Here is an 18,436-nt window from a genome sequence, read left to right as displayed (position 1 = left end):
CTGGCTGGTCACCGGCGCCGCCGGGATGCTGGGCCGGGACGTCCTGGCCCGGCTCGCCACGGAGGACGTGACCGCGGTCGCCGCGGACCGCGCGGCGCTGGACGTCGCGGACGCGGACGCGGTGCGGGCCGCCTTCGAGGAGCACCGCCCCGCCGTCGTGGTGAACTGCGCCGCCTGGACCGCGGTCGACGACGCGGAGTCCCAGGAGGAGGCCGCGCTGCGGGTCAACGGCACGGGCCCCGAGGTCCTCGCCCGGGCCTGCCGCGAGCACGGCGCCGTACTCCTCCAGGTCTCCACCGACTACGTCTTCGCCGGTGACGCCGACAAGCCGTACGCCGAGGACGACCCGACCGGACCGCGCGGCGCCTACGGCCGTACCAAGCTCGCCGGCGAGCGGGCCGTGCTCGGCACCCTGCCGGAGACCGGCTACGTGGTCCGCACGGCCTGGCTGTACGGCGCGGGCGGCGGCAACTTCGTCCGGACGATGATCAGGCTGGAGGGCGTCAAGCAGACCCTCGACGTGGTGGACGACCAGCGCGGCCAGCCCACCTGGACGGTCGACCTGGCCGACCGGCTGGTCCGGCTCGGGCAGGCCGCCCTCGCGGGCACCGCGCCCGCCGGTGTCTACCACGGCACCAGCGGCGGCGAGACGACCTGGTTCGGCTTCACCCGGGAGATCTTCCGGCTGCTCGGCACCGACCCGGAGCGGGTCCGCCCCACCACCAGCGCGGCCTTCGTCCGGCCGGCGCCCCGGCCCGCGTACAGCGTGCTGGGCCACGACCGCTGGGCCGCGGCCGGAATCGAACCGGTCCGGGACTGGCGGGCGGCGCTGACGGAGGCGTTCCCGGTGCTGCTCGCGGCGGAACGCCCCTGAGCACGGAGCGTCGACCGGCCGACCCACCCGAAAGAAATACAACACGGATTTACATACAGGCGAATACTCAGGTCATGAAGTGGTCATGAGATAGCTTCGCGGGACACCAAGTCATTTTGGTTTCTGCGAAGGGCCGCTCCACGTGAACCGCCATGACTTCCTTCGTCAGCTGCACCGTGTCTACCGCCCCCGGAACTATCTGGAGATCGGGGTCAACGACGGCAGAAGCCTTGCCCTTTCACGGGTTCCTTCCGTCGCCGTCGACCCCGCTTTCCGGGTGGTGACCGACATCAGCTGCGACATCCACCTGATCAGGGCGACGAGCGACGACTTCTTCGCCCGCGCGGACCCGCTGATTCATCTGCGCAACGGCCGCAACCCGTTCCGCGCCCTCGCCCGTCGCGACCCGTTCGGCCTGTTCGGCGGGGACCCGAAGGTGGAGCTGTCGTTCATCGACGGGATACACCACTTCGAATACGCCCTGCGCGATTTCATGAACGTCGAGCGGCACTCCCGCTGGTCGAGCGTGATCGTGCTGGACGACATGCTGCCGCGCGACGTCGACGAGGCCGCCCGCGAGCGGCACACCAAGTACTGGACCGGCGACGTGTACAAGCTGGTGCGGGTGCTGCGCCGCCACCGGCCCGATCTGCTGGTCGTCGAGGTGGACACGGAGCCGACCGGCGTGGTCGTCGTGTTCGGCGCCGACCCGGCGGACACCACCCTGAGGGACGCGTACGACGGGATCGTCGAGGAGTACGTCGTCCCCGACCCGCAGGACGTGCCCGAGGAGGTGCTGGGCCGGAAGAACGCCGTACGGCCCGAGGCGCTGCTCCGCGCCGGATTCTGGCCGGCCCTCGTCCGGGCCCGCGACCTGCGCCGTCCGCGCGCCGCGTTCACGTCCCTGCGCCCGCGCATCGAGCGGGTGACCGGCTGACCGGCCGCCCACCGAGCCCCGCGGGAGGGCCCGCGGGGCTTCGGCGTGCCGTCCGGGGCTCAGCCGCGGGCGCGCAGCAGCGCGTAGTACTCCTGGCAGGCCGCGTACGTGGGCAGCAGGCCCGTCCGCTCGGCCTCGGCCAGCGAGGGGGCCGCCGCGTCCTTGTCGGACAGGAGCGCGGTGATGTCCGACGGCCACTCGATGCCCAGGTCGGGGTCGAGCGGGTGGAGGCCGTGCTCGCGGGTGGGCGCGTAGCCCTCGGAGCAGAGGTAGGCGACCGAGGCGTCGTCGGTCAGCGCCATGAAGGCGTGGCCGAGCCCCTCGGCGAGGTAGACGGAGCGGTGGTCGACGTCGTCGAGCCGGACGGCCTCCCACCGCTTGTACGTGGGGGAGCCGACCCGGATGTCCACGATGACGTCGAGCACCGCGCCGCGCACGCACTTGACGTACTTCGCCTGGCTCGGCGGCACGTCGGCGAAGTGCACCCCGCGCAGCGTGCCCCGGCTGGAGACGGAGAAGTTGGCCTGCGCCAGCCGCAGCGTGTGCCCGACGGCCTCCTCCAGTTCCGCGGCCTTGAACCACTCGTGGAAGCTGCCGCGGCTGTCCGGGAAGACCTTGGGCTCATGCACCCAGGCTCCGTCGATGGAGAGCTGCCGCATGCGATCACGTCCTTGTTCTGTGGTCTGTGTTCTGTCGCTGATGTGGGTACGGGGGAGGGGCGGGGCTCAGCCGGTGAACCGGGCGGCCAGCCGCCGGGCCTTCCTGCGACCCGCCGGGGGGAGCCGGCGCACGACCGGGCCGCCGACGGCGCGCAGCACGCGGCGCAGGGCGGCCTTGCGGCGCAGGGCGGCCACGTCCGCCATGAGGGCCGCCGGGATCTCGGGCAGCCCCGGGTCCACCGTGATCCGGCCGTCCCCGCCTACGGTGACGGCACAGAGGTCGAGCGCGGGGCGCTTCTCGCCGTCCAGCCGCACGGCGAGCTTCCAGGACCCCGCCGCCACGCCGGGCGCGCGGCCGGGTACGGCGATGTGGGCCCGGCCCCCGGTGGGGTGGAGCGAGGTCCGCAGCGTGTGCGCCGCCGCGCCGGAGCCGTCGGCGGGGCTCAGGACCAGCTCGACGTCCGAGGCGGCGGTCGCCGCGGTGGTGAGCAGGTCCAGCCGGAGCTCGTTGCCGCGACCGGCCCGCATCACCGGCCGGTCGGCCAGGTAGACGGCGAGCGTCTTGCTGCGCCGGGCGACATCGAGCGTGAGGTTGCCGAACGGATCGGTGAAGTACGGGATGACCGCGCGGGCCGGTGAGCCCAGCGAGGCGGGCAGGCAGGCGGCGTCCACCTCCGGAGCGCGGTCGGCGCCCAGCCGTGCCTTGCGGACCAGGCCGAGGCCGCGCAGCGGCACCCAGATGTCCCAGAAGCCGCGCCCGAGCCGGCCGCGGCCCTTGACCGCCTCCGGGGAGACCCGGCCGCTGCCGTGCAGGACCACTTCGCAGGCCCCGTCGCCGAGATCCTCGATCCGCCGGGTGAACGTCGAGGCGCAGGGCCACTCGACGGCCGTCTCGCGGTTGCGCACGGACATCTCGGCGGAGAAGGAGCCGAGGTCGTCGGTGACGTCGAGGAGCTCGGCCCCGGCCGCCTGCGCGCCCTCGTTGTCCGGGTGCAGGAAGTAGCGGTCGCCCCGGCGCAGCAGCTTCACCGGCTCGCCGTCCTCGCCCCGGACCAGCCGGGCGGTGACGGTCACGGTGGCGCTGCCGTCCGGCTGCCAGGCGAACTCCTCCAGCCGGGCCGCGGCCTTGACGGAGCCGGCGAACCGGGCGATCCGCAGCAGCCCCTCCCGGTCGTCGGCGCGCAGCAGGTCGGAGCGGAGCCGCAGCAGCGGGCCGAGCCCGTCGTGCACGCCGTCGCCCATGTACTCGAGCGCCAGCGGCCGGATCGCGTCGCACATCTCGGCGAAGAACACGGGCTGGTACTTGACCACTGCGGGTTCGCTGAGCCTGCTGAGCATCTCGACCCGGTAGAAGCGGCGCAGCAGCAGGTCGCGGAAGTCACCCGGCTCGGTGTTGGCCATCACCACGTCCAGGACCTCGCGGAGGTTCCCGTAGTAGGCGGCGGGGATGATCCGGGCGGAGCCCGCGTTCTTGCCGTCGTCGCGGCGGGAGTAGTAGTAGCAGGTGTAGTCGCCCAGGATGGAGACGACTTCCGCCGGGAAGTACGCCTCCATCATGTAGAGCTGGTCCTCCAGGCGGCGCTTCCCCTCGGGGTAGGCGATGCCGTTCTTCCGGAGGAACTCCGTGCGGAACATCTTGTGCGGGGTGAGGCTGTCGTACAGGGGCGCGTTGTGCAGCGTGCACTTCTCGCGGTTCTGCTTGAACACCCCGTGCGGTACGCCGCGGAAGTTGCTGGCCACCTTGCCGATGACGATGTCGGAGCCGTTGCGCCGCCCCATCTCGTACAGCCGCCGCAGGGCGTCGGAGGCGAGGTGGTCGTCCTGGTCGACGAACTGGATGTACTCGCCCTTCGCCTCGTCCACACCGATGTTGCGGGGCTTCCCCGGCCAGCCGGAATTCGGGATGGTGATGACGCGGAAATGAGGGTGCTCCCCGGCCAGCTTCTCCAGCCGCTCGCGCGTGTCGTCGGTCGAGCCGTCGTTGACGAAGAGGACTTCGAATTCCTCCGCCGGGAGGGTCTGCCGCAGAAGCGAGTCGATGCAGGGGGTGATGTAATCCCCCGGGTTGTACACAGGAATGACGACACTTACTTTGACTGGCATTGCTGCGGTCCCATGTCTGTAGAAGTCCCTCTGGCGGCGTTCGATACGGGGTCCATGCCGCTGGAAAACGGGCATGGCGCGTTGCCCGCCGTGCACCCTATCGGCTGTTAGATGATCCGGGTGCCCCTATGGTTGCCCGCGCAGACAGTTGGTATTCGGCCAAATGTGAACAGGTGTCCAGCGGGTGTTCGTCGGGAGGGTGTTCGATGTTCGGGCAGGTTTAGAACGGGTATTTCGATATTCACCATTCCTTCGCATCGGCGGGGCAACGATGTGCCGGTCCGGTACGTCCGCGTACGGAGAGGGCGGACGGGGCGGTCCACCCCGGGCCCGGCGGAACCCGGCCCGCGCGGAGCGGTCCAGGGGGCGGAACACCCGAGCGCCGCCGCCCCGGCTCGCGTAGATTGCGTGGGCCGGAGCGGCCGAAACATTTGGGGATGGACGTGTCAGGGGCAAGGCAGGGCGTCACGGAGGCCCGCAGGATCGTGGTCAAGGTCGGTTCCTCCTCCCTCACCACCGCGGCGGGCGGCCTCGACGCCGACCGCGTCGACGCGCTCGTCGACGTACTGGCCAAGGTGCGCAGCGGCGGGGAACGCGAGATCGTGCTGGTCTCCAGCGGCGCCATCGCGGCCGGGCTCGCCCCGCTCGGCCTGCTGCGCCGCCCCAAGGACCTGGCCAGGCAGCAGGCCGCCGCCAGTGTCGGCCAGGGGCTGCTCGTGGCCCGCTACACCGCCTCCTTCGCGCGGTACGGCGTACGGGTCGGCCAGGTGCTCCTCACCGGCAACGACACCAGCCGCCGTGCCCACTACCGCAACGCCTACCGCACCCTCGACCAGCTCCTGGACATGGGCGCGCTCCCGGTCGTCAACGAGAATGACACCGTGGCCACGGACGAGATCCGGTTCGGCGACAACGACCGGCTCGCCGCGCTCGTCGCCCACCTCGTCCGCGCCGACCTGCTGGTCCTCCTCTCCGACGTGGACGGCCTCTACGACGGCGATCCCAGCACCCCGGGCACCTCGCGGATCGCCGAGGTGGCCGGCCCCGAGGACCTGGTGGGCGTCACCATCGGCAGCGCCGGGAAGGCGGGGGTCGGCACCGGAGGCATGGTCACCAAGGTCGAGGCCGCCCGGATCGCCACGGCCGCCGGGGTCCCGGTCGTCCTCACCTCGGCCAGCCGGGCGGCCGACGCCCTGGCGGGCCGCGACACCGGAACGTACTTCCACCGCACCGGACGCCGCTCGGCCGACCGGCTCCTCTGGCTCGCCCACGCCTCCGCCCCGCAGGGCTCGCTGACCCTCGACGACGGCGCCGTGGCCGCGGTCGTCGAGCGCCACAGCTCGCTGCTGCCCGCCGGGATCGCCTCCGTCGAGGGCGAGTTCACCGCCGGTGACCCGGTGGAGCTGCGCGACCTCGAAGGCCGTCCGGTGGCCCGCGGGCTCGTCAACTTCGATGCCAAGGAGATCCCGCAGCTGCTCGGCCGCTCCACCCGCGATCTGGCGCGGGAGCTCGGCCCGGCCTACGAACGCGAGATCGTACACAGGGACGATCTGGTCGTCCTGGACCGCTGAAGCCCTCCTCGAGACACCCTGAAACGGCTGAAAGTCCAGCCTCGGGACGGAGACCTTCACGAAAACCGCCCCATTTCCCGCCGCGGACTGGTCAACTCTGTAGTGGGGAACAGCGGGGTTACAGCACAGCGAACGCATTCACAGGAGGCCGCCGGTGAGACGAGCGCGCCCGGGGGCGGCGCCCCGAGGAACGAGTGGCCGGGCCCTGACCAGCGTCGGAACGGGGGCCGACTGCGACGGAAGCCGGACGGCGGACCGCGCCGACGACGGCCGGGCCACCGCGCCCGAGCCGACGGCGCGGGAGGAGCGCACCCCGTCGAAGCTGTGGCACATCACGCTCAGCGTCTCGGGGGACGCCACGCCGCTGAAGGAGGTCAGGCGCGGACTCGAACAGCTCGCGCACGACCACCCCTTCCTGCTGACCAGCAGGTACGCCGACGACCACGCGGAGATCCGCTACTGGGAGGAGGCCCGGGACCTGCACGACGCGGCGGCCGTGGCCCTGCGGTTGTGGGGCGAGCACCGCTCCACGGCCAGACTCCCGCCCTGGACGATCGTCGGCCTGGAGGTCATCGACCGCGAGACGTACCACCAGCGCGTCGCCGAGGGGTACGGGCCGCCTCCGGCCGCCCCGGTCGGCGTGCACCCCTACTGAGCGCCGGGGCCGTCGGCGGGGGAGTCGTCTCGCATCACGGGATACGCGCCGGATGCCCGCAGTATGCGCACTACCCTGCGGGCATGACCACGCTCTCGCCGTACGACAACATGTCCCCGGTCGCCCAGGCCGCCTACCGGGCCCGCTCCGCCGCCGCCGACATCGCGCCACTGCCGCGCGCGGCGAAGGACGACGCACTGCTCGCGATCGCGGACGCGCTGGAGGTGCGGACCGCCGAGATCGTCGAGGCCAACGCCGAGGACGTCGCCCGCGCCCGTGAGGCCGGCACCAGCGAGTCGATCATCGACCGGCTCACCCTCACCCCGGAGCGCATCCGCGCCATCGCCGCCGACGTGCGCCACGTGGCGGCGCTGCCCGACCCGGTCGGCGAGGTGGTCCGCGGCTCGACCCTCCCCAACGGCATCGACCTGCGGCAGGTCCGGGTACCGCTCGGCGTGGTCGGCATCATCTACGAGGCCCGGCCCAATGTGACGGTCGACGCCGCCGCGCTCTGCCTGAAGTCCGGCAACGCGGTCCTGCTGCGCGGTTCCTCCTCCGCGTACTCCTCCAACGCCGCGCTCGTCCGGGTGCTGCGCGACGCGGTCGGCGGCGCCGGGCTCCCGGCCGACGCGGTGCAGCTGGTCCCGGGCGAGAGCCGCGACTCGGTGCGGGAGCTGATGCGTGCCCGCGGCCTCGTCGACGTCCTCATCCCGCGCGGCGGTGCCTCGCTGATCCGCACCGTCGTCGAGGAGTCCACCGTCCCGGTCATCGAGACCGGCACCGGCAACTGCCACGTCTACGTGGACGCCGAGGCCGACCTCGACATGGCCGTGGACATCCTGATCAACTCCAAGGCGCAGCGCCCGAGCGTCTGCAACGCCGCCGAGACGCTCCTGGTCCACCAGGACATCGCCGACCGGTTCCTGCCCCGCGCCCTGGACGCGCTGGCCGACGCCGGAGTGACGGTCCACGCCGACGCGCGGGTCCGTGCCCACGCCGAGGGCTCCAAGGCCACGGTGGTGGAGGCGGTGCCGGAGGACTGGGAGACCGAGTACCTCTCGTACGACATCGCCGCGGCCGTCGTCGACTCTCTGGACGCCGCCGTCGCGCACATCCGGCTCTGGTCCTCCGGCCACACCGAGGCGATCGTGACCACCTCCCAGGCCGCGGCCCGCCGCTTCACCCAGCTGGTCGACTCCACGACGGTGGCGGTGAACGCCTCCACCCGCTTCACCGACGGCGGCCAGTTCGGCTTCGGCGCCGAGATCGGCATCTCCACGCAGAAGCTGCACGCCAGGGGCCCGATGGGGCTGCCGGAGCTCACCTCGACCAAGTACATCGTCACTGGCGACGGGCACGTGCGGTGACGATCCGGGCACGGTGAATGTCGCGGGCTCCCTGCCCAGAACGACCCGGCGGGTCTAGTCTGGAGACGTGCCGGACGACGTGGGGGGCAGGCCGTTCCCGGACGGCTGGGAGCCCGACGACGACCGCGGGGGCGCGGACGAGGACTTCGCCTCCGTGGTGTTCGACGAGGACTTCGTACGGGCCGCCGAGATCCATGAGCCGACCGCCGTCGAGCGGCTGCTGGCGGCGGCCCAGGCGCGTGCCGAGGCCGAGGCCGCCCGTGCGGCGTCGCGCGGCGGCCCCTTGGACGACGATCTCCACGACGAGGGGTACGGCCCCGGCGGATACGCCCGCCGCGGCAACGGCAACCCCCCGGAGCTGGACGACGACGGGTACGACGACGGCCCCTACGGTCGGCACGGCGGCGGTCTGCGGCCGTACCGGGGCGCCGCGCGCTGGCACCGGCCGGTGGCCTGGCTGCTTGCGGTGCTGATGGGCATCGGGATGGTCGCGCTGGCCTTCGGCGCCGTCTACCGGAACAGCTCTGGCGGCCGCCAGGACCCCGCCCCGCCGCCCGCCACGACCGGTGTCGACACCGCTCCGGGCACCGCCCCGCGGAGTTCGCCGGACTATCCGCGCCCCACGGCGTCCGTGGCCCCGGAGAACGGCTGAGCCGCACCGGTGGCGGTCCGCGGTCCGGCCCGCCTCCGCCGCGCTCTCCACGGTTCTCCGTGGTTCTTCACGGTCTCCGTGGTTCCTTCGCGACCGGGCGTTTACCCGGGCCCCGATCGACCTACCCTGAAAGTGTGACCCCTTTCGCCGAGGGGGCTCCTCAGCCGTCCGTCGTACGCGTAGTCGGGCGGCGCCATGCGCATTCATGACGGGCAGGCCCTGTCCGAGGCCGCTCGGCCGAGGCGGAGCGAAGCGTTCCGGCCCCGGTCGGTGACGTGGAGTCGGGAGAAGTCATGGCAGACTGCGGAGAACCACCAGATGGGCCCGGCAACCCTGCGGGCGGCGGTGACGACGAGTACCGGTCACTGGTCTTCGACGAGTCGTTCGTCCGCGCTGCCCGGCTGCGCGAGTTCTCCGCCCAGGAGCGCATGGAGGACCACGCCCCCGCTGTGCGCAGCCTGCCGTCCCGGCGCTGGCGTACCGGCCCCAGGGCCGCCATCGTCCTGATCCTCCTGATCGCACTGGCCTTCGGCACCGCCGTCTTCATGGGCCTGAGCAGGCCCTACCAGGCATCCTCCGCCCGCCCGGCCGAGCCGCTCAGATCGACGGTGATCCCCCTCGCGCCCCGGGGCACCGTGCCGGGCGGCACCCCTGCCGCACTCCTCGCCAAGAGCCCCGCCGCGCAGTTCGACACCGGCGCCGACGGCATCAACCTGCCTCCGGCCGGCCCGACGGACAACTTCTCCGAGAGCCAGGTGATGGCGGCCCTGAACACCGTCAAGGAGTATCTCGTCGCCTCCTCGCTCGACCCCGACGTCCTCACCGGTGCCCGGGTGCGCCCCGTGGAGATGCTGCTGGACCCGGGCCAGACCGCCCAGTTCGAGCAGAGCGTGGACCGGCCGCAGGACGACGGCGCGCACGCCACCGCCGGCTGGCTGGTGCGGTTCGACCCGGCGAAGGTGGCGCTGGCCGCTCCGGACGTGAAGGTCCGGGGAACGATGGACTACCGGGAGGAGGGCGCCAACACACTGCAGGTGACCTCGGACCACACCTTCACCTACACCCTGCGCCCGGCCGCCGAGGGCCCCCACCGGACGGGTGACGCCTCCCTCTTCACCGTGCGGCGCGAGCTGACCTTCCGCTTCGACCAGGAGGACCTGCGACTGCACCGGTTGGAGGTGCGCGCCAGTTACGTCGAGGCCGGACCGCAGGCCTGCCCGGCGGACACCACCGGTGCGCTCCGCCCCCTGCTCGCCGGGCAGCATGCCGCCTTCCGCGGCCCCGCGGGCACCGACCCCTACGCGACGGGCCGGTCCGCGGCGGCGCTCTGCGGCACTCTGTCGCTCAGCTCCCGCTAGCCCCCGGCCCCTCGGCGTCCCCCGGCTCCTGGGGCCGGTCCGAGTCCGACGACGACCCGCCGGCGGCACCGTCCTTGCCCGCCGGGCCCCTGCCCTGGCCGGTGAACTTGTCGCGGAGCTTGCCGCCCAGGTCGCCGGCGCCCCCGGCTATGTCGCCGACCAGCTTCATCAGCGGGTCCTTGCTGGAGCGCACCGTGTCCGCGTAGTGGGCCGCGGACTCACGGAAGGAGTCGGTCACCGAGGTGTCCTTGTCCTCCTCGCGCCGCGGGTAGTGGCCGTCCATGATCCGCTGGTAGTCGCGGGTCTCGGACCACTTCTTCAGCTCGGCGGCGCGCACCGTGGTGAAGGGGTGCGAGCGGGGCAGCAGGTTGAGGATCTTGAGCACCGAGTCGCGCAGATCGCCGCCCTTCTCGTACTCGTCCGCCTGGGCGAGGAAGGCGTCCACGTTCATCTCGTGCAGGTGGTTGCCTCCCGCGATCTTCATGAGACCGCGCATCGACGCCTGTATGTCCTGGCCGACGAGGAGCCCGGCCCGGTCCGCCGACAGCTCGGACTTGCGGAACCACTCGCGCAGAGCCGTCACGATCGCCATGATCGCGACGTTGCCGAGCGGAATCCAGGCGACCTTCACCGCGATGCTGGTGAGGAAGAGGAGGATCGTGCGGTACACCGCGTGCCCGGAGAGCGCGTGCCCCACCTCGTGGCCGATGACGGCCCGCATCTCCTCCTCGTCGAGCAGCTCCACCAGCCCGGTCGTCACCACGATGATCGGCTCGTCGAGGCCGATGCACATGGCGTTGGGCCGCGGGTCCTGGGTGACGTACATCGGCGGGACCTTCTCCAGGTCCAGGATGTAACAGGCGTCGCGCAGCATGTCGTTGAGGTGGGTGAACTGGGCGTCGCTCACCCGGACGGAGTCGGAGAGGAAGAGCAACCGCAGACTGCGCTCGGGCAGCAGACCGCTCAGCGTCTTGAACACGGTGTCGAAGCCGCTCAGCTTGCGCAGAGCGACCAGGGCGGATCGGTCCGCCGGGTGTTCGTAGGCACGGGACGAGATGTCCGGGAACCGCCGCCGCTGCCTGCTCGGCACGTTCTCATGGCTCTCGTGGCTGCGTTCGGTCATGAATGGGCCCCCTTTTCGTACACGATGTCGCTCGCCCCCTGACACAGCCCAGCGTAGGTGCTGGGGCTACGGTGTGCGGGGGGCTGTGGATAACTGAGGAGACGCCCGACATGCCGCACACCGTTGCTCTGCTCGCCGCTGCTTCCGGGGCGCAAGGACCCGGCAGCACGCTCCGTATCGCGCTGTTCGTCTCGCTCGTCGGGGCCGTGCTGCTCGCCTGGTTCCTGCTCCGCGGATACCGCAACAACGACGACAACGACTGAGTCGGCGTGAGCGTGCCCGGGGCGCACGCATACGATGTGCGCGACGTCTTCCTTCCGACTCCCGATCGATAGGTCCTGCCGAAGATGAGCCTCACGAGCACCGCGCACCAGCTGGTCACCCTCGCCTCCGAAGGCGGCGAGCACGGTGGCAACCACGAAAGCCTCAACCCGCTTCTCACCGGGGGCGGTGCGTTCGTCGCGCTGCTGCTCCTCCTCTGGATCACCACGCGCTTCAACCGCGACCGCTGAGGCGGAGGCGTACAGCTGTGCCAGTAGGCTCTGCACGCATGGGAGAGCAGGAAGTGCCTACCGGCCGCGTGAAGCGCCGACTCGGCGTGATGGGCGGGACGTTTGACCCGATTCATCATGGACACCTGGTGGCGGCCAGCGAAGTGGCCGCCCAGTTCCACCTCGACGAGGTGGTCTTCGTCCCGACCGGGCAGCCGTGGCAGAAGAGCCACAAGCACGTCTCCCCGGCCGAGGACCGCTATCTGATGACGGTCATCGCGACCGCGTCCAACCCGCAGTTCTCGGTCAGCCGGAGCGACATCGACCGCAGCGGCCCCACGTACACCATCGATACGCTGCGGGACCTGCGCGCCCTCCACGACGACGCGGACCTCTTCTTCATCACCGGCGCCGACGCGCTCTCCCAGATCCTCACCTGGCGGGACGCCGACGAGTTGTTCTCGCTCGCCCACTTCATCGGCGTGACGCGGCCGGGGCACGTGCTCACGGACGCCGGACTGCCGGAGGGCGGGGTCTCCCTGGTGGAGGTTCCCGCGCTCGCGATCTCGTCCACGGACTGCCGTGAGAGGGTCGCGCAGGGGGAGCCGGTCTGGTATCTGGTGCCGGACGGCGTGGTCCGTTACATCGACAAGCGCCAGCTGTACCGCGGCGAATGAGCGAGGCAGAGGGGCACCGGTGAACGACCGACAGAATCCGTACGATCCGTACTATCAGCAGCCGCAGATCGTCGGTTACGACGAGTACGGGCAGCCGGTGTACCAGCAGCCGCAGCACGGACAGCCGCATCAGCAGTACGACCCGTACGGCGGACAGCAGCAGTCGCAGCAGACCGGTCAGGGGTACGGCTACGACCCGTACGCCCAGCCCCAGCAGCCCCAGGCCGCACAGCCGCAGGCGTACGACCCGTACGGGCAGCAGCCGCAGCAGCAGGGGTACGGCGGGTACGACGGCTACGGCTACGACACCGGGCAGCAGCCCGCCGCTGTCGACACCACCCAGCAGTGGAACATCCCGCAGCAGGCCGCCGCTCCGCCTGTTCCCCCCGCACCGGCACCGCAGCCCGCACCGGAGCCCGGGCCGGGGCCGGACGACGGCGCGGACCCCGACCCGGCCGTCCCCGGACAGCGCCGGGCCGACCGCGACTACCGCACCGAGCAGTTCTCCTTCATCGAGGAGCCCGACGAGGACTCCGAAGACGTCATCGACTGGCTGAAGTTCACCGAGAGCCGCAGTGAGCGGCGCGAGGAGGCCCGGCGTCGCGGTCGCAACCGCATGGTCGCGCTCATAGTCGTGGTGGCCCTGGTGGTGGTCGGCGGGATCGGCTACCTCTGGTCCGCCGGAATGATCCCCGGCCTGTCCGACACGGACAAGGACACCACGGCGTCGACGGGCCCGCAGCAACGGGACGTCATCGTGGTCCACCTGCACAACACCAAGAAGGGCGGCACCTCCACGGCGCTGCTCGTCGACAATGTGACGACCAAGCAGGGCACCACCGTCCTGCTCCCCAACTCGCTCGCGGTGGCCGACGAGGACGGTGTCGGCACCACCCTCGGCAAATCCGTCGACGCCGACGGCACCACCGGCACCCGTGAATCCCTCGGCAACCTCCTCGGCACCGACATCACGGGTACCTGGCGCCTCGACACCCCGTACCTGGAGACCCTGGTCGACCTGGTCGGCAACATCGAGGTCGACACCGACACCGAGGTACCGGACACCAAGAAGGGCGCCTCCCCGCTCGTGAACAAGGGCGAGGCGCAGACGCTGAGCGGCCAGATGGCCGTCGCCTACGCCACCTACCGGGGGCCGGGCGAGGACGAGGCCAAGCAGCTCACCCGGTTCGGGGCGGTCATGCGCGGCGTGCTGCGGAAGATCTCGGACGACTCGAAGGCCGCCACGGTCACCGTGCAGACGCTGGGACAGATCCTCGACCCGTCGCTCCCCGAGAAGGACCTGGGGGCCTCGCTCGCGAAGCTCGCCCAGCACGCCAAGCTCGGTGACTACAAGACGACCCTGCTGCCGGTGCAGGCGGACGGATCGCTCACCGACGAGGCCACCGAGGACGTCGTCAAGAACATCCTGGGCGGCTCGGTCAAGGCTCCGGCGGCCGACGCGGCCGTGCGGGTCGGCGTCAAGAACGGTACCGGGGACCAGGAGGCGCTGGGCTCCGCCCGGGTCAAGCTGATCAATGGCGGCTACACCTTCGTCAGCGGCGGCTCGTCCACGGCCACGCCCCTGTCCGAGGTCGTCTACCGGGCCGCGGCGGACAAGGAGAAGGCGGTACAGGTCGCCGCGACCCTGGGGCTGCCGGACAGCGCGGTGAAGCAGGGCAAGCCCGCGGCCAACGCGGACGTGTCCGTACTGCTCGGCCAGGACTACAAGATCAAGTGAGCCGTACCCGGCCGCCCGGACCATGCCGGTCCGGGCGGCCGGCCGTCACTGCGGTCGCTGTCGGTGGTCCGTGAGACCCTAAGGACAGACCCCGCGATCCCTGGCGGGCGCGCGACGACGGCTACGGCGCCTCGCGGCGTTGTCGGAACGTCCGCACACTTCCGGTGTGCGGCCGGCCCCTCCGCCCTGCGATGCACCATGTCCGACGCCGCGCGCCGATCCGCCACGGATGACGGGACAGCCCTTAGAGGCCGACCTGACCTCCGACGAAAGCCTGCATGTGACCGCCACGGACCGCTCCATCGAGCTCATCACCGCCGCCGCCCAGGCGGCCGCCGACCGGCTCGCGCACGACATCATCGCGTACGACGTCAGCGACGTGCTGTCGATCACGGACGCCTTCCTGCTCGCCTCGGCCCCCAACGACCGCCAGGTCAAGTCGATCGTCGACGAGATCGAGGAGCGGCTCCAGAAGGAGCTGGGCGCCAAGCCGGTGCGCCGCGAGGGCGACCGCGACGCCCGCTGGATCCTTCTCGACTACGTCGACATCGTCATCCACGTCCAGCACAGCGAGGAGCGGGTCTTCTACGCGCTGGAGCGCCTCTGGAAGGACTGCCCCGAGATCGCGCTTCCCGAGGACGCCGTCAAGACCCGCGGCAAGGCCGAGGAGCACGCCCGGCTCACCGGCGGCACGGAAGGTGAGCAGAGCTGAACAGCAGCGGAAGCGGCAGAGGCCGCAGGATCGTTCTCTGGCGCCACGGTCAGACGGCCTGGAACCTGGAGCACAGGTTCCAGGGATCCACGGACATCGCGCTCACCGAGACCGGAGTCGGGCAGGCCCGCCGGGCCGCCCGGCTGCTCGCCTCGCTGAAGCCCGCCGCGATCGTCGCCTCCGACCTCCAGCGGGCGGCGGACACGGCGGCCCAGCTCGCCGTGCTCACCGGCCTGGAGGTCGCGCACGACGCGGGCCTGCGGGAAACGTACGCGGGCGCCTGGCAGGGGCTCACCCACGAGGAGATCGTCGCGCGCTACGGCGAGCAGTACGCCGCGTGGAAGCGCGGCGAGCCGGTGCGGCGTGGGGGCGGCGAGCTGGAGACCGAGGTCGCCGACCGGGCCGCCCCGGTCGTGCTGGGCCACGCCGACAAGCTGCCGGAGAACGGCACGCTGGTCGTGGTCAGCCACGGAGGCACCATCCGCACCACCATCGGCCGGCTCCTGGGCCTGGAGGCGCACCACTGGGAAGGGCTCGGCGGTCTCTCCAACTGCTGCTGGTCGGTCCTGGGCGAGGGCGCGCGGGGCTGGCGTCTGCTGGAGCACAACGCCGGCACGCTGCCGGAGCCGGTGCTCGGCGACGACACCTGAGTCCCTTCGCGCGGGCCGGGCCGGACCCGGTCCGGCCGGGAGACCGGGGTTCATCGGCCGGATTTCACTTTCCGGCAGGTCACAGGCTAAAGTTCTTCTTGTTCGCAGCGCGGGAGCGCAGAGAAAAACCGCGAATGACGGGGCTATAGCTCAGTTGGTAGAGCGCCTGCATGGCATGCAGGAGGTCAGGAGTTCAATTCTCCTTAGCTCCACAGTCAAGATCCCGTCCCCGGCAGGGGGCGGGATCTTCTGCATCCCCGGGATGTCCGCCGCGCCGATCGGCCCCGGTGGTCCCGTACCCCGCCGGACTTCCGGCCCGGGCTCAGGCTCCGCGGCGGCCCCGCAGCACGGCCATCCGCTCCCGGCTGTCCGCGTCCGCCGGGGTGTACGCCACGATCCGGCACTCCGGCATCCCGTTGACGGACAACGACACCGAGGTCATCCGGATCTCCCCGGCCACCGCCCAGTGCCGGAAGGCCTTCACCCGAGGCCCCGGCGGCGCGACGTCCCCGCTGCGCCACAGCTCCGCGAAGTACGGGCTGGCGGCCGAGAGCCGCTCGACGAACGACTCCCAGGCCGGTTCCCCCATGTGGCGCCCGTACGCGCCGCGCAGGGTCGCCACCATGATCGGCAGCTCCCGTGACCGGTGGACGACGGGGCAGCACTCCTCGGAGACCGTGAACAGCGTCCACAGCACATTGCGCACCCGTGCCCCGATCGCGACCGTTTCCGGGACCACGAAGAGGTCGAGGTAGGCGGGGTTGGTGGCCAGGACGTCGTAGCGGGAGTTGTAGACCACGGCGGGATGCGGGTCGAGCGCGTCGATGATGCCCTGGATCTCCGGCCCCACCTCGATGACGTCGGACTGCCGGTCGGGCGCGTGGGCCACCTCCGCCAGGTGGTAGAGGTGCTCGCGCTCCGACGGGTCCAGCCGGAGCGTACGCGCCACGGCGTCCAGCACCTGCGGCGACACATTGATCGGTCTTCCCTGCTCCAGCCAGGTGTACCAGGTGATACCGACGCCGGAGAGCTGCGCGACCTCCTCGCGGCGCAGACCCGGTGTGCGGCGGCGCAGCCCGGGGGCCATGCCGACATCGCCCGGTGTCACCCGCGCCCGGCGGTTGCGGAGAAAGGCCGCCAGCTCCGGACGCCGCCGGTGCCGCCCCGTACCGTTCGCCGCCCGATGCGTCGTCACCGCTGTCACACCCCCCATGCTCGGTGACCGGCAGGGGAGTTGCCAGGTGCTGTCGGTACCAGCATCGGCGGGCTCTCGTTACCCGTATGAGGCCGGGGCCAGGCTCGACGTCATGACGACGGCATCCGAGGCAACTCCGCATTCCGCACCCAGTAAAGACCCCGCCACTGACAACGGGCGCCCGAACGGCGGGCGCGACAGCGGGAACCGGCCCCGCAGGATCCTTGCCCTGGTGCTCGCGGCCCAGTTCATGGCGCTGCTCGACATCTTCATCGTCAATGTCGCCGCCCCGACGATCCGGAGCGAACTCGGTGCCTCGGGCGCCGGTTTGCAGCTCGTCGTGGCCGGCTACACCATCACGTACGCCGTCCTACTGGTCACCGGCGCCAGGCTCGGCGACCTGCTGGGGCACGGCCGGGCCCATCTGATCGGGCTCGGCGTCTTCACCGCGGCCTCGCTGGCCTGCGGGCTCGCGCCCGGGACCGGGCAGCTGATCGCCTTCCGGCTGGTCCAGGGCGCGGCGGCCGCGGTGATGATCCCGCAGGTGCTCAGCCTCGTCCAGCGCCACTTCACCGGTGAGGCCCGGGTCCGGGCGCTCGCGGCCTACAGTGCGGTGCTGGCCGTAGGGGCGGCCGCCGGGCAGGTGGCCGGTGGGGTGCTGGTCAGCATGGACCTGTTCGGTGCGGGCTGGCGGCCGGTCTTCCTGGTGAACGTACCGATCGGGATCGTCCTGCTGGTGCTGGGCGGGAGGACGCTGCCCCGTGAACCGCGCACCGCGCCCGGCAGGGCACGGGCCCGGGAGCGGGGCCTCGACCTGCCAGGGCTGCTGCTGCTCGCCGCCGCCGTCACCCTGCTCGCCGTCCCCCTGGTGCTCGGGCAGGAACTGGGCCGGCCGGCCTGGTCCCTGGTCTGCCCGGCGGTCTCCGTCGCGGTGTTCGCCGGCTTCGTGGCGTACGAGTCCCGGCTCGCCGCGCGCGGTGGCGCGCCCCTGATCGCGCCCCGGGTGCTCCGCCTGCCCGGCATGGCTCCGGCGGCGCTGCGCGTCCTGCTCACGATGGCGGTCAACGCGGGATTCCTGTTCCTGATGACGCTGCACGTCCAGGCGGATCTGGGCTACTCGCCGCTGCGGGCCGGGCTGGTGTTCGCGCCGACCGCGCTGGTCTTCGGGGCGATCGGGCTGACCTGGCGGCGGTGGCCGGCGGGGTGGCGACGGTTCCTGGTGCCGGGCGGATTCGGGCTGCTGGCCGTGTCCGTCGTGGCCGTCGGGCTGCTGATGCGCGGCGGCGGGGACGGCGGCCCCTTCCTCTACGTGACGCTCGTGACGGTGGGGGCCGGGATGGCGCTGGCCTTCAGCCCCACCCTGACCGGAGCGCTGGCGGACGTCCGCCCCGAGGACGCGGCCGACGCGAGCGGCGTCCTGGTGACCGTCACTCAGCTCGGCCAGCTGACCGGGGTCGCCGCGTTCGGCACCCTCTACCTCAACCGCCTTGGCGTACAAGGGCCGAAGGGGTCGGGGCAGGCCCTGTGGGTGTGCGCCCTCGCACTGGCCGCGGCCTCGCTGGCGGGCGCGGCGGCCGGGCTCGTACGACGTCGTCGAACGGGCTGAACTCCGACGGGCTGTTCCCCTTGCGGGGGCATGGCAGAATCGGAACGCCGGAGGGGGCGACGGATCGA

The 18,436-nt window shown here is 71.7% G+C and carries 18 protein-coding genes and 1 tRNA gene; 15 read left to right on the top strand and 4 right to left on the bottom strand.

Annotation, left to right across the window (positions count from 1 at the left end; genetic code table 11):
• The first annotated feature begins 25 nt into the window (after positions 1-25).
• Positions 26-874 (top strand): dTDP-4-dehydrorhamnose reductase, encoded by an 849-nt coding sequence (gene rfbD, locus ACIQGQ_RS05410; RefSeq protein WP_402391970.1) that lies wholly within the window; start codon positions 26-28, stop codon positions 872-874.
• A gap of 142 nt (positions 875-1,016) precedes the next feature.
• Entirely contained in the window at positions 1,017-1,811 is a 795-nt protein-coding gene (locus ACIQGQ_RS05405) for a class I SAM-dependent methyltransferase (RefSeq protein WP_402390942.1), read from the top strand.
• Between the two features lie 59 nt (positions 1,812-1,870).
• Here the strand turns inward: ACIQGQ_RS05405 and rfbC are convergent, their stop codons facing one another.
• The gene (rfbC, locus tag ACIQGQ_RS05400) at positions 1,871-2,470 is read right to left on the bottom strand and encodes a dTDP-4-dehydrorhamnose 3,5-epimerase (RefSeq protein ID WP_402390940.1); all 600 of its coding nucleotides are present in this window, start codon (positions 2,468-2,470) and stop codon (positions 1,871-1,873) included.
• A gap of 66 nt (positions 2,471-2,536) precedes the next feature.
• Complete coding sequence (locus ACIQGQ_RS05395) at positions 2,537-4,573, bottom strand: glycosyltransferase family 2 protein (RefSeq protein ID WP_402390937.1); 2,037 nt, start codon at positions 4,571-4,573, stop codon at positions 2,537-2,539.
• Positions 4,574-5,010: 437 nt separating this feature from the next.
• Between ACIQGQ_RS05395 and proB the strand changes: the two genes are divergently transcribed.
• From proB to ACIQGQ_RS05370, 5 genes are all read left to right on the top strand, one after another.
• Positions 5,011-6,144: a glutamate 5-kinase gene (proB, locus tag ACIQGQ_RS05390; RefSeq protein WP_402390934.1), complete on the top strand. Its 1,134-nt coding sequence runs from the start codon at positions 5,011-5,013 to the stop codon at positions 6,142-6,144.
• 154 nt (positions 6,145-6,298) lie between these two features.
• On the top strand, positions 6,299-6,799 hold the full coding sequence (locus tag ACIQGQ_RS05385) for a hypothetical protein (RefSeq protein ID WP_402390932.1): 501 nt from the start codon (positions 6,299-6,301) through the stop codon (positions 6,797-6,799).
• Between the two features lie 83 nt (positions 6,800-6,882).
• Positions 6,883-8,166 carry a glutamate-5-semialdehyde dehydrogenase gene (locus ACIQGQ_RS05380; RefSeq protein ID WP_402390930.1) on the top strand — a complete coding sequence of 428 codons (1,284 nt, stop codon included), beginning with the start codon at positions 6,883-6,885 and terminating at the stop codon, positions 8,164-8,166.
• A 67-nt stretch (positions 8,167-8,233) separates the two neighbouring features.
• On the top strand, positions 8,234-8,818 hold the full coding sequence (locus ACIQGQ_RS05375) for a hypothetical protein (protein WP_402390928.1): 585 nt from the start codon (positions 8,234-8,236) through the stop codon (positions 8,816-8,818).
• Between the two features lie 293 nt (positions 8,819-9,111).
• Positions 9,112-10,176 carry a hypothetical protein gene (locus ACIQGQ_RS05370; protein ID WP_402390925.1) on the top strand — a complete coding sequence of 355 codons (1,065 nt, stop codon included), beginning with the start codon at positions 9,112-9,114 and terminating at the stop codon, positions 10,174-10,176.
• On the opposite strand, the gene ACIQGQ_RS05365 is transcribed toward ACIQGQ_RS05370, so the two are convergent.
• Positions 10,163-11,299, bottom strand: a complete 1,137-nt coding sequence (locus tag ACIQGQ_RS05365) for a M48 family metallopeptidase (protein WP_402390922.1) — start codon at positions 11,297-11,299, stop codon at positions 10,163-10,165. The genes ACIQGQ_RS05370 and ACIQGQ_RS05365 overlap by 14 nt on opposite strands.
• Positions 11,300-11,409: 110 nt before the next feature.
• Between ACIQGQ_RS05365 and ACIQGQ_RS05360 the strand changes: the two genes are divergently transcribed.
• The 7 genes from ACIQGQ_RS05360 (at position 11,410) to ACIQGQ_RS05330 (ending at position 15,779) form a co-directional block, all read left to right on the top strand.
• Positions 11,410-11,562 (top strand): hypothetical protein, encoded by a 153-nt coding sequence (locus ACIQGQ_RS05360; RefSeq protein ID WP_402390919.1) that lies wholly within the window; start codon positions 11,410-11,412, stop codon positions 11,560-11,562.
• An 84-nt stretch (positions 11,563-11,646) separates the two neighbouring features.
• Positions 11,647-11,811 (top strand): hypothetical protein, encoded by a 165-nt coding sequence (locus ACIQGQ_RS05355; protein ID WP_352275268.1) that lies wholly within the window; start codon positions 11,647-11,649, stop codon positions 11,809-11,811.
• Between the two features lie 38 nt (positions 11,812-11,849).
• On the top strand, positions 11,850-12,467 hold the full coding sequence (gene nadD, locus ACIQGQ_RS05350) for a nicotinate-nucleotide adenylyltransferase (protein WP_352275267.1): 618 nt from the start codon (positions 11,850-11,852) through the stop codon (positions 12,465-12,467).
• A gap of 19 nt (positions 12,468-12,486) precedes the next feature.
• On the top strand, positions 12,487-14,205 hold the full coding sequence (locus ACIQGQ_RS05345; RefSeq protein ID WP_402390916.1) for an LCP family protein: 1,719 nt from the start codon (positions 12,487-12,489) through the stop codon (positions 14,203-14,205).
• Between the two features lie 280 nt (positions 14,206-14,485).
• Positions 14,486-14,917: a ribosome silencing factor gene (gene rsfS, locus ACIQGQ_RS05340; protein WP_366291371.1), complete on the top strand. Its 432-nt coding sequence runs from the start codon at positions 14,486-14,488 to the stop codon at positions 14,915-14,917.
• The gene (locus ACIQGQ_RS05335) at positions 14,914-15,567 is read left to right on the top strand and encodes a histidine phosphatase family protein (protein ID WP_366291373.1); all 654 of its coding nucleotides are present in this window, start codon (positions 14,914-14,916) and stop codon (positions 15,565-15,567) included. The genes rsfS and ACIQGQ_RS05335 overlap by 4 nt, the downstream gene beginning before the upstream one ends.
• Positions 15,568-15,706: 139 nt before the next feature.
• Positions 15,707-15,779 (top strand) — tRNA-Ala (locus ACIQGQ_RS05330).
• A gap of 110 nt (positions 15,780-15,889) precedes the next feature.
• On the opposite strand, the gene ACIQGQ_RS05325 is transcribed toward ACIQGQ_RS05330, so the two are convergent.
• Positions 15,890-16,780 (bottom strand): helix-turn-helix transcriptional regulator, encoded by an 891-nt coding sequence (locus ACIQGQ_RS05325; RefSeq protein WP_402390913.1) that lies wholly within the window; start codon positions 16,778-16,780, stop codon positions 15,890-15,892.
• 94 nt (positions 16,781-16,874) lie between these two features.
• Here ACIQGQ_RS05325 and ACIQGQ_RS05320 point away from each other — a divergent pair, with 94 nt between their 5' ends.
• Positions 16,875-18,368, top strand: coding sequence for an MFS transporter (locus tag ACIQGQ_RS05320; protein WP_402390910.1), 1,494 nt, complete (start codon positions 16,875-16,877; stop codon positions 18,366-18,368).
• The last annotated feature ends 68 nt before the right edge of the window (positions 18,369-18,436 follow it).

Source organism: Streptomyces sp. NPDC092952 (assembly GCF_044754785.1).
GTDB lineage: Bacteria > Actinomycetota > Actinomycetes > Streptomycetales > Streptomycetaceae > Streptomyces.
Note: the sequence above shows the minus strand (reverse complement) of the source record. Positions and strands in the feature narration are given on the sequence as shown.

Coding starts and splice junctions, on each gene's coding strand:
- ACIQGQ_RS05370 (WP_402390925.1), top strand. CDS start 9,112: ATGGCAGACTGCGGAGAACCACCAGATGGGCCCGGCAACCCTGCGGGC.
- proB (WP_402390934.1), top strand. CDS start 5,011: ATGGACGTGTCAGGGGCAAGGCAGGGCGTCACGGAGGCCCGCAGGATC.
- ACIQGQ_RS05355 (WP_352275268.1), top strand. CDS start 11,647: ATGAGCCTCACGAGCACCGCGCACCAGCTGGTCACCCTCGCCTCCGAA.
- rfbC (WP_402390940.1), bottom strand. CDS start 2,470: ATGCGGCAGCTCTCCATCGACGGAGCCTGGGTGCATGAGCCCAAGGTC.
- ACIQGQ_RS05360 (WP_402390919.1), top strand. CDS start 11,410: ATGCCGCACACCGTTGCTCTGCTCGCCGCTGCTTCCGGGGCGCAAGGA.
- ACIQGQ_RS05380 (WP_402390930.1), top strand. CDS start 6,883: ATGACCACGCTCTCGCCGTACGACAACATGTCCCCGGTCGCCCAGGCC.
- nadD (WP_352275267.1), top strand. CDS start 11,850: ATGGGAGAGCAGGAAGTGCCTACCGGCCGCGTGAAGCGCCGACTCGGC.
- ACIQGQ_RS05395 (WP_402390937.1), bottom strand. CDS start 4,573: ATGCCAGTCAAAGTAAGTGTCGTCATTCCTGTGTACAACCCGGGGGAT.
- ACIQGQ_RS05365 (WP_402390922.1), bottom strand. CDS start 11,299: ATGACCGAACGCAGCCACGAGAGCCATGAGAACGTGCCGAGCAGGCAG.
- rfbD (WP_402391970.1), top strand. CDS start 26: ATGCTGGGCCGGGACGTCCTGGCCCGGCTCGCCACGGAGGACGTGACC.
- ACIQGQ_RS05325 (WP_402390913.1), bottom strand. CDS start 16,780: ATGGGGGGTGTGACAGCGGTGACGACGCATCGGGCGGCGAACGGTACG.
- ACIQGQ_RS05320 (WP_402390910.1), top strand. CDS start 16,875: ATGACGACGGCATCCGAGGCAACTCCGCATTCCGCACCCAGTAAAGAC.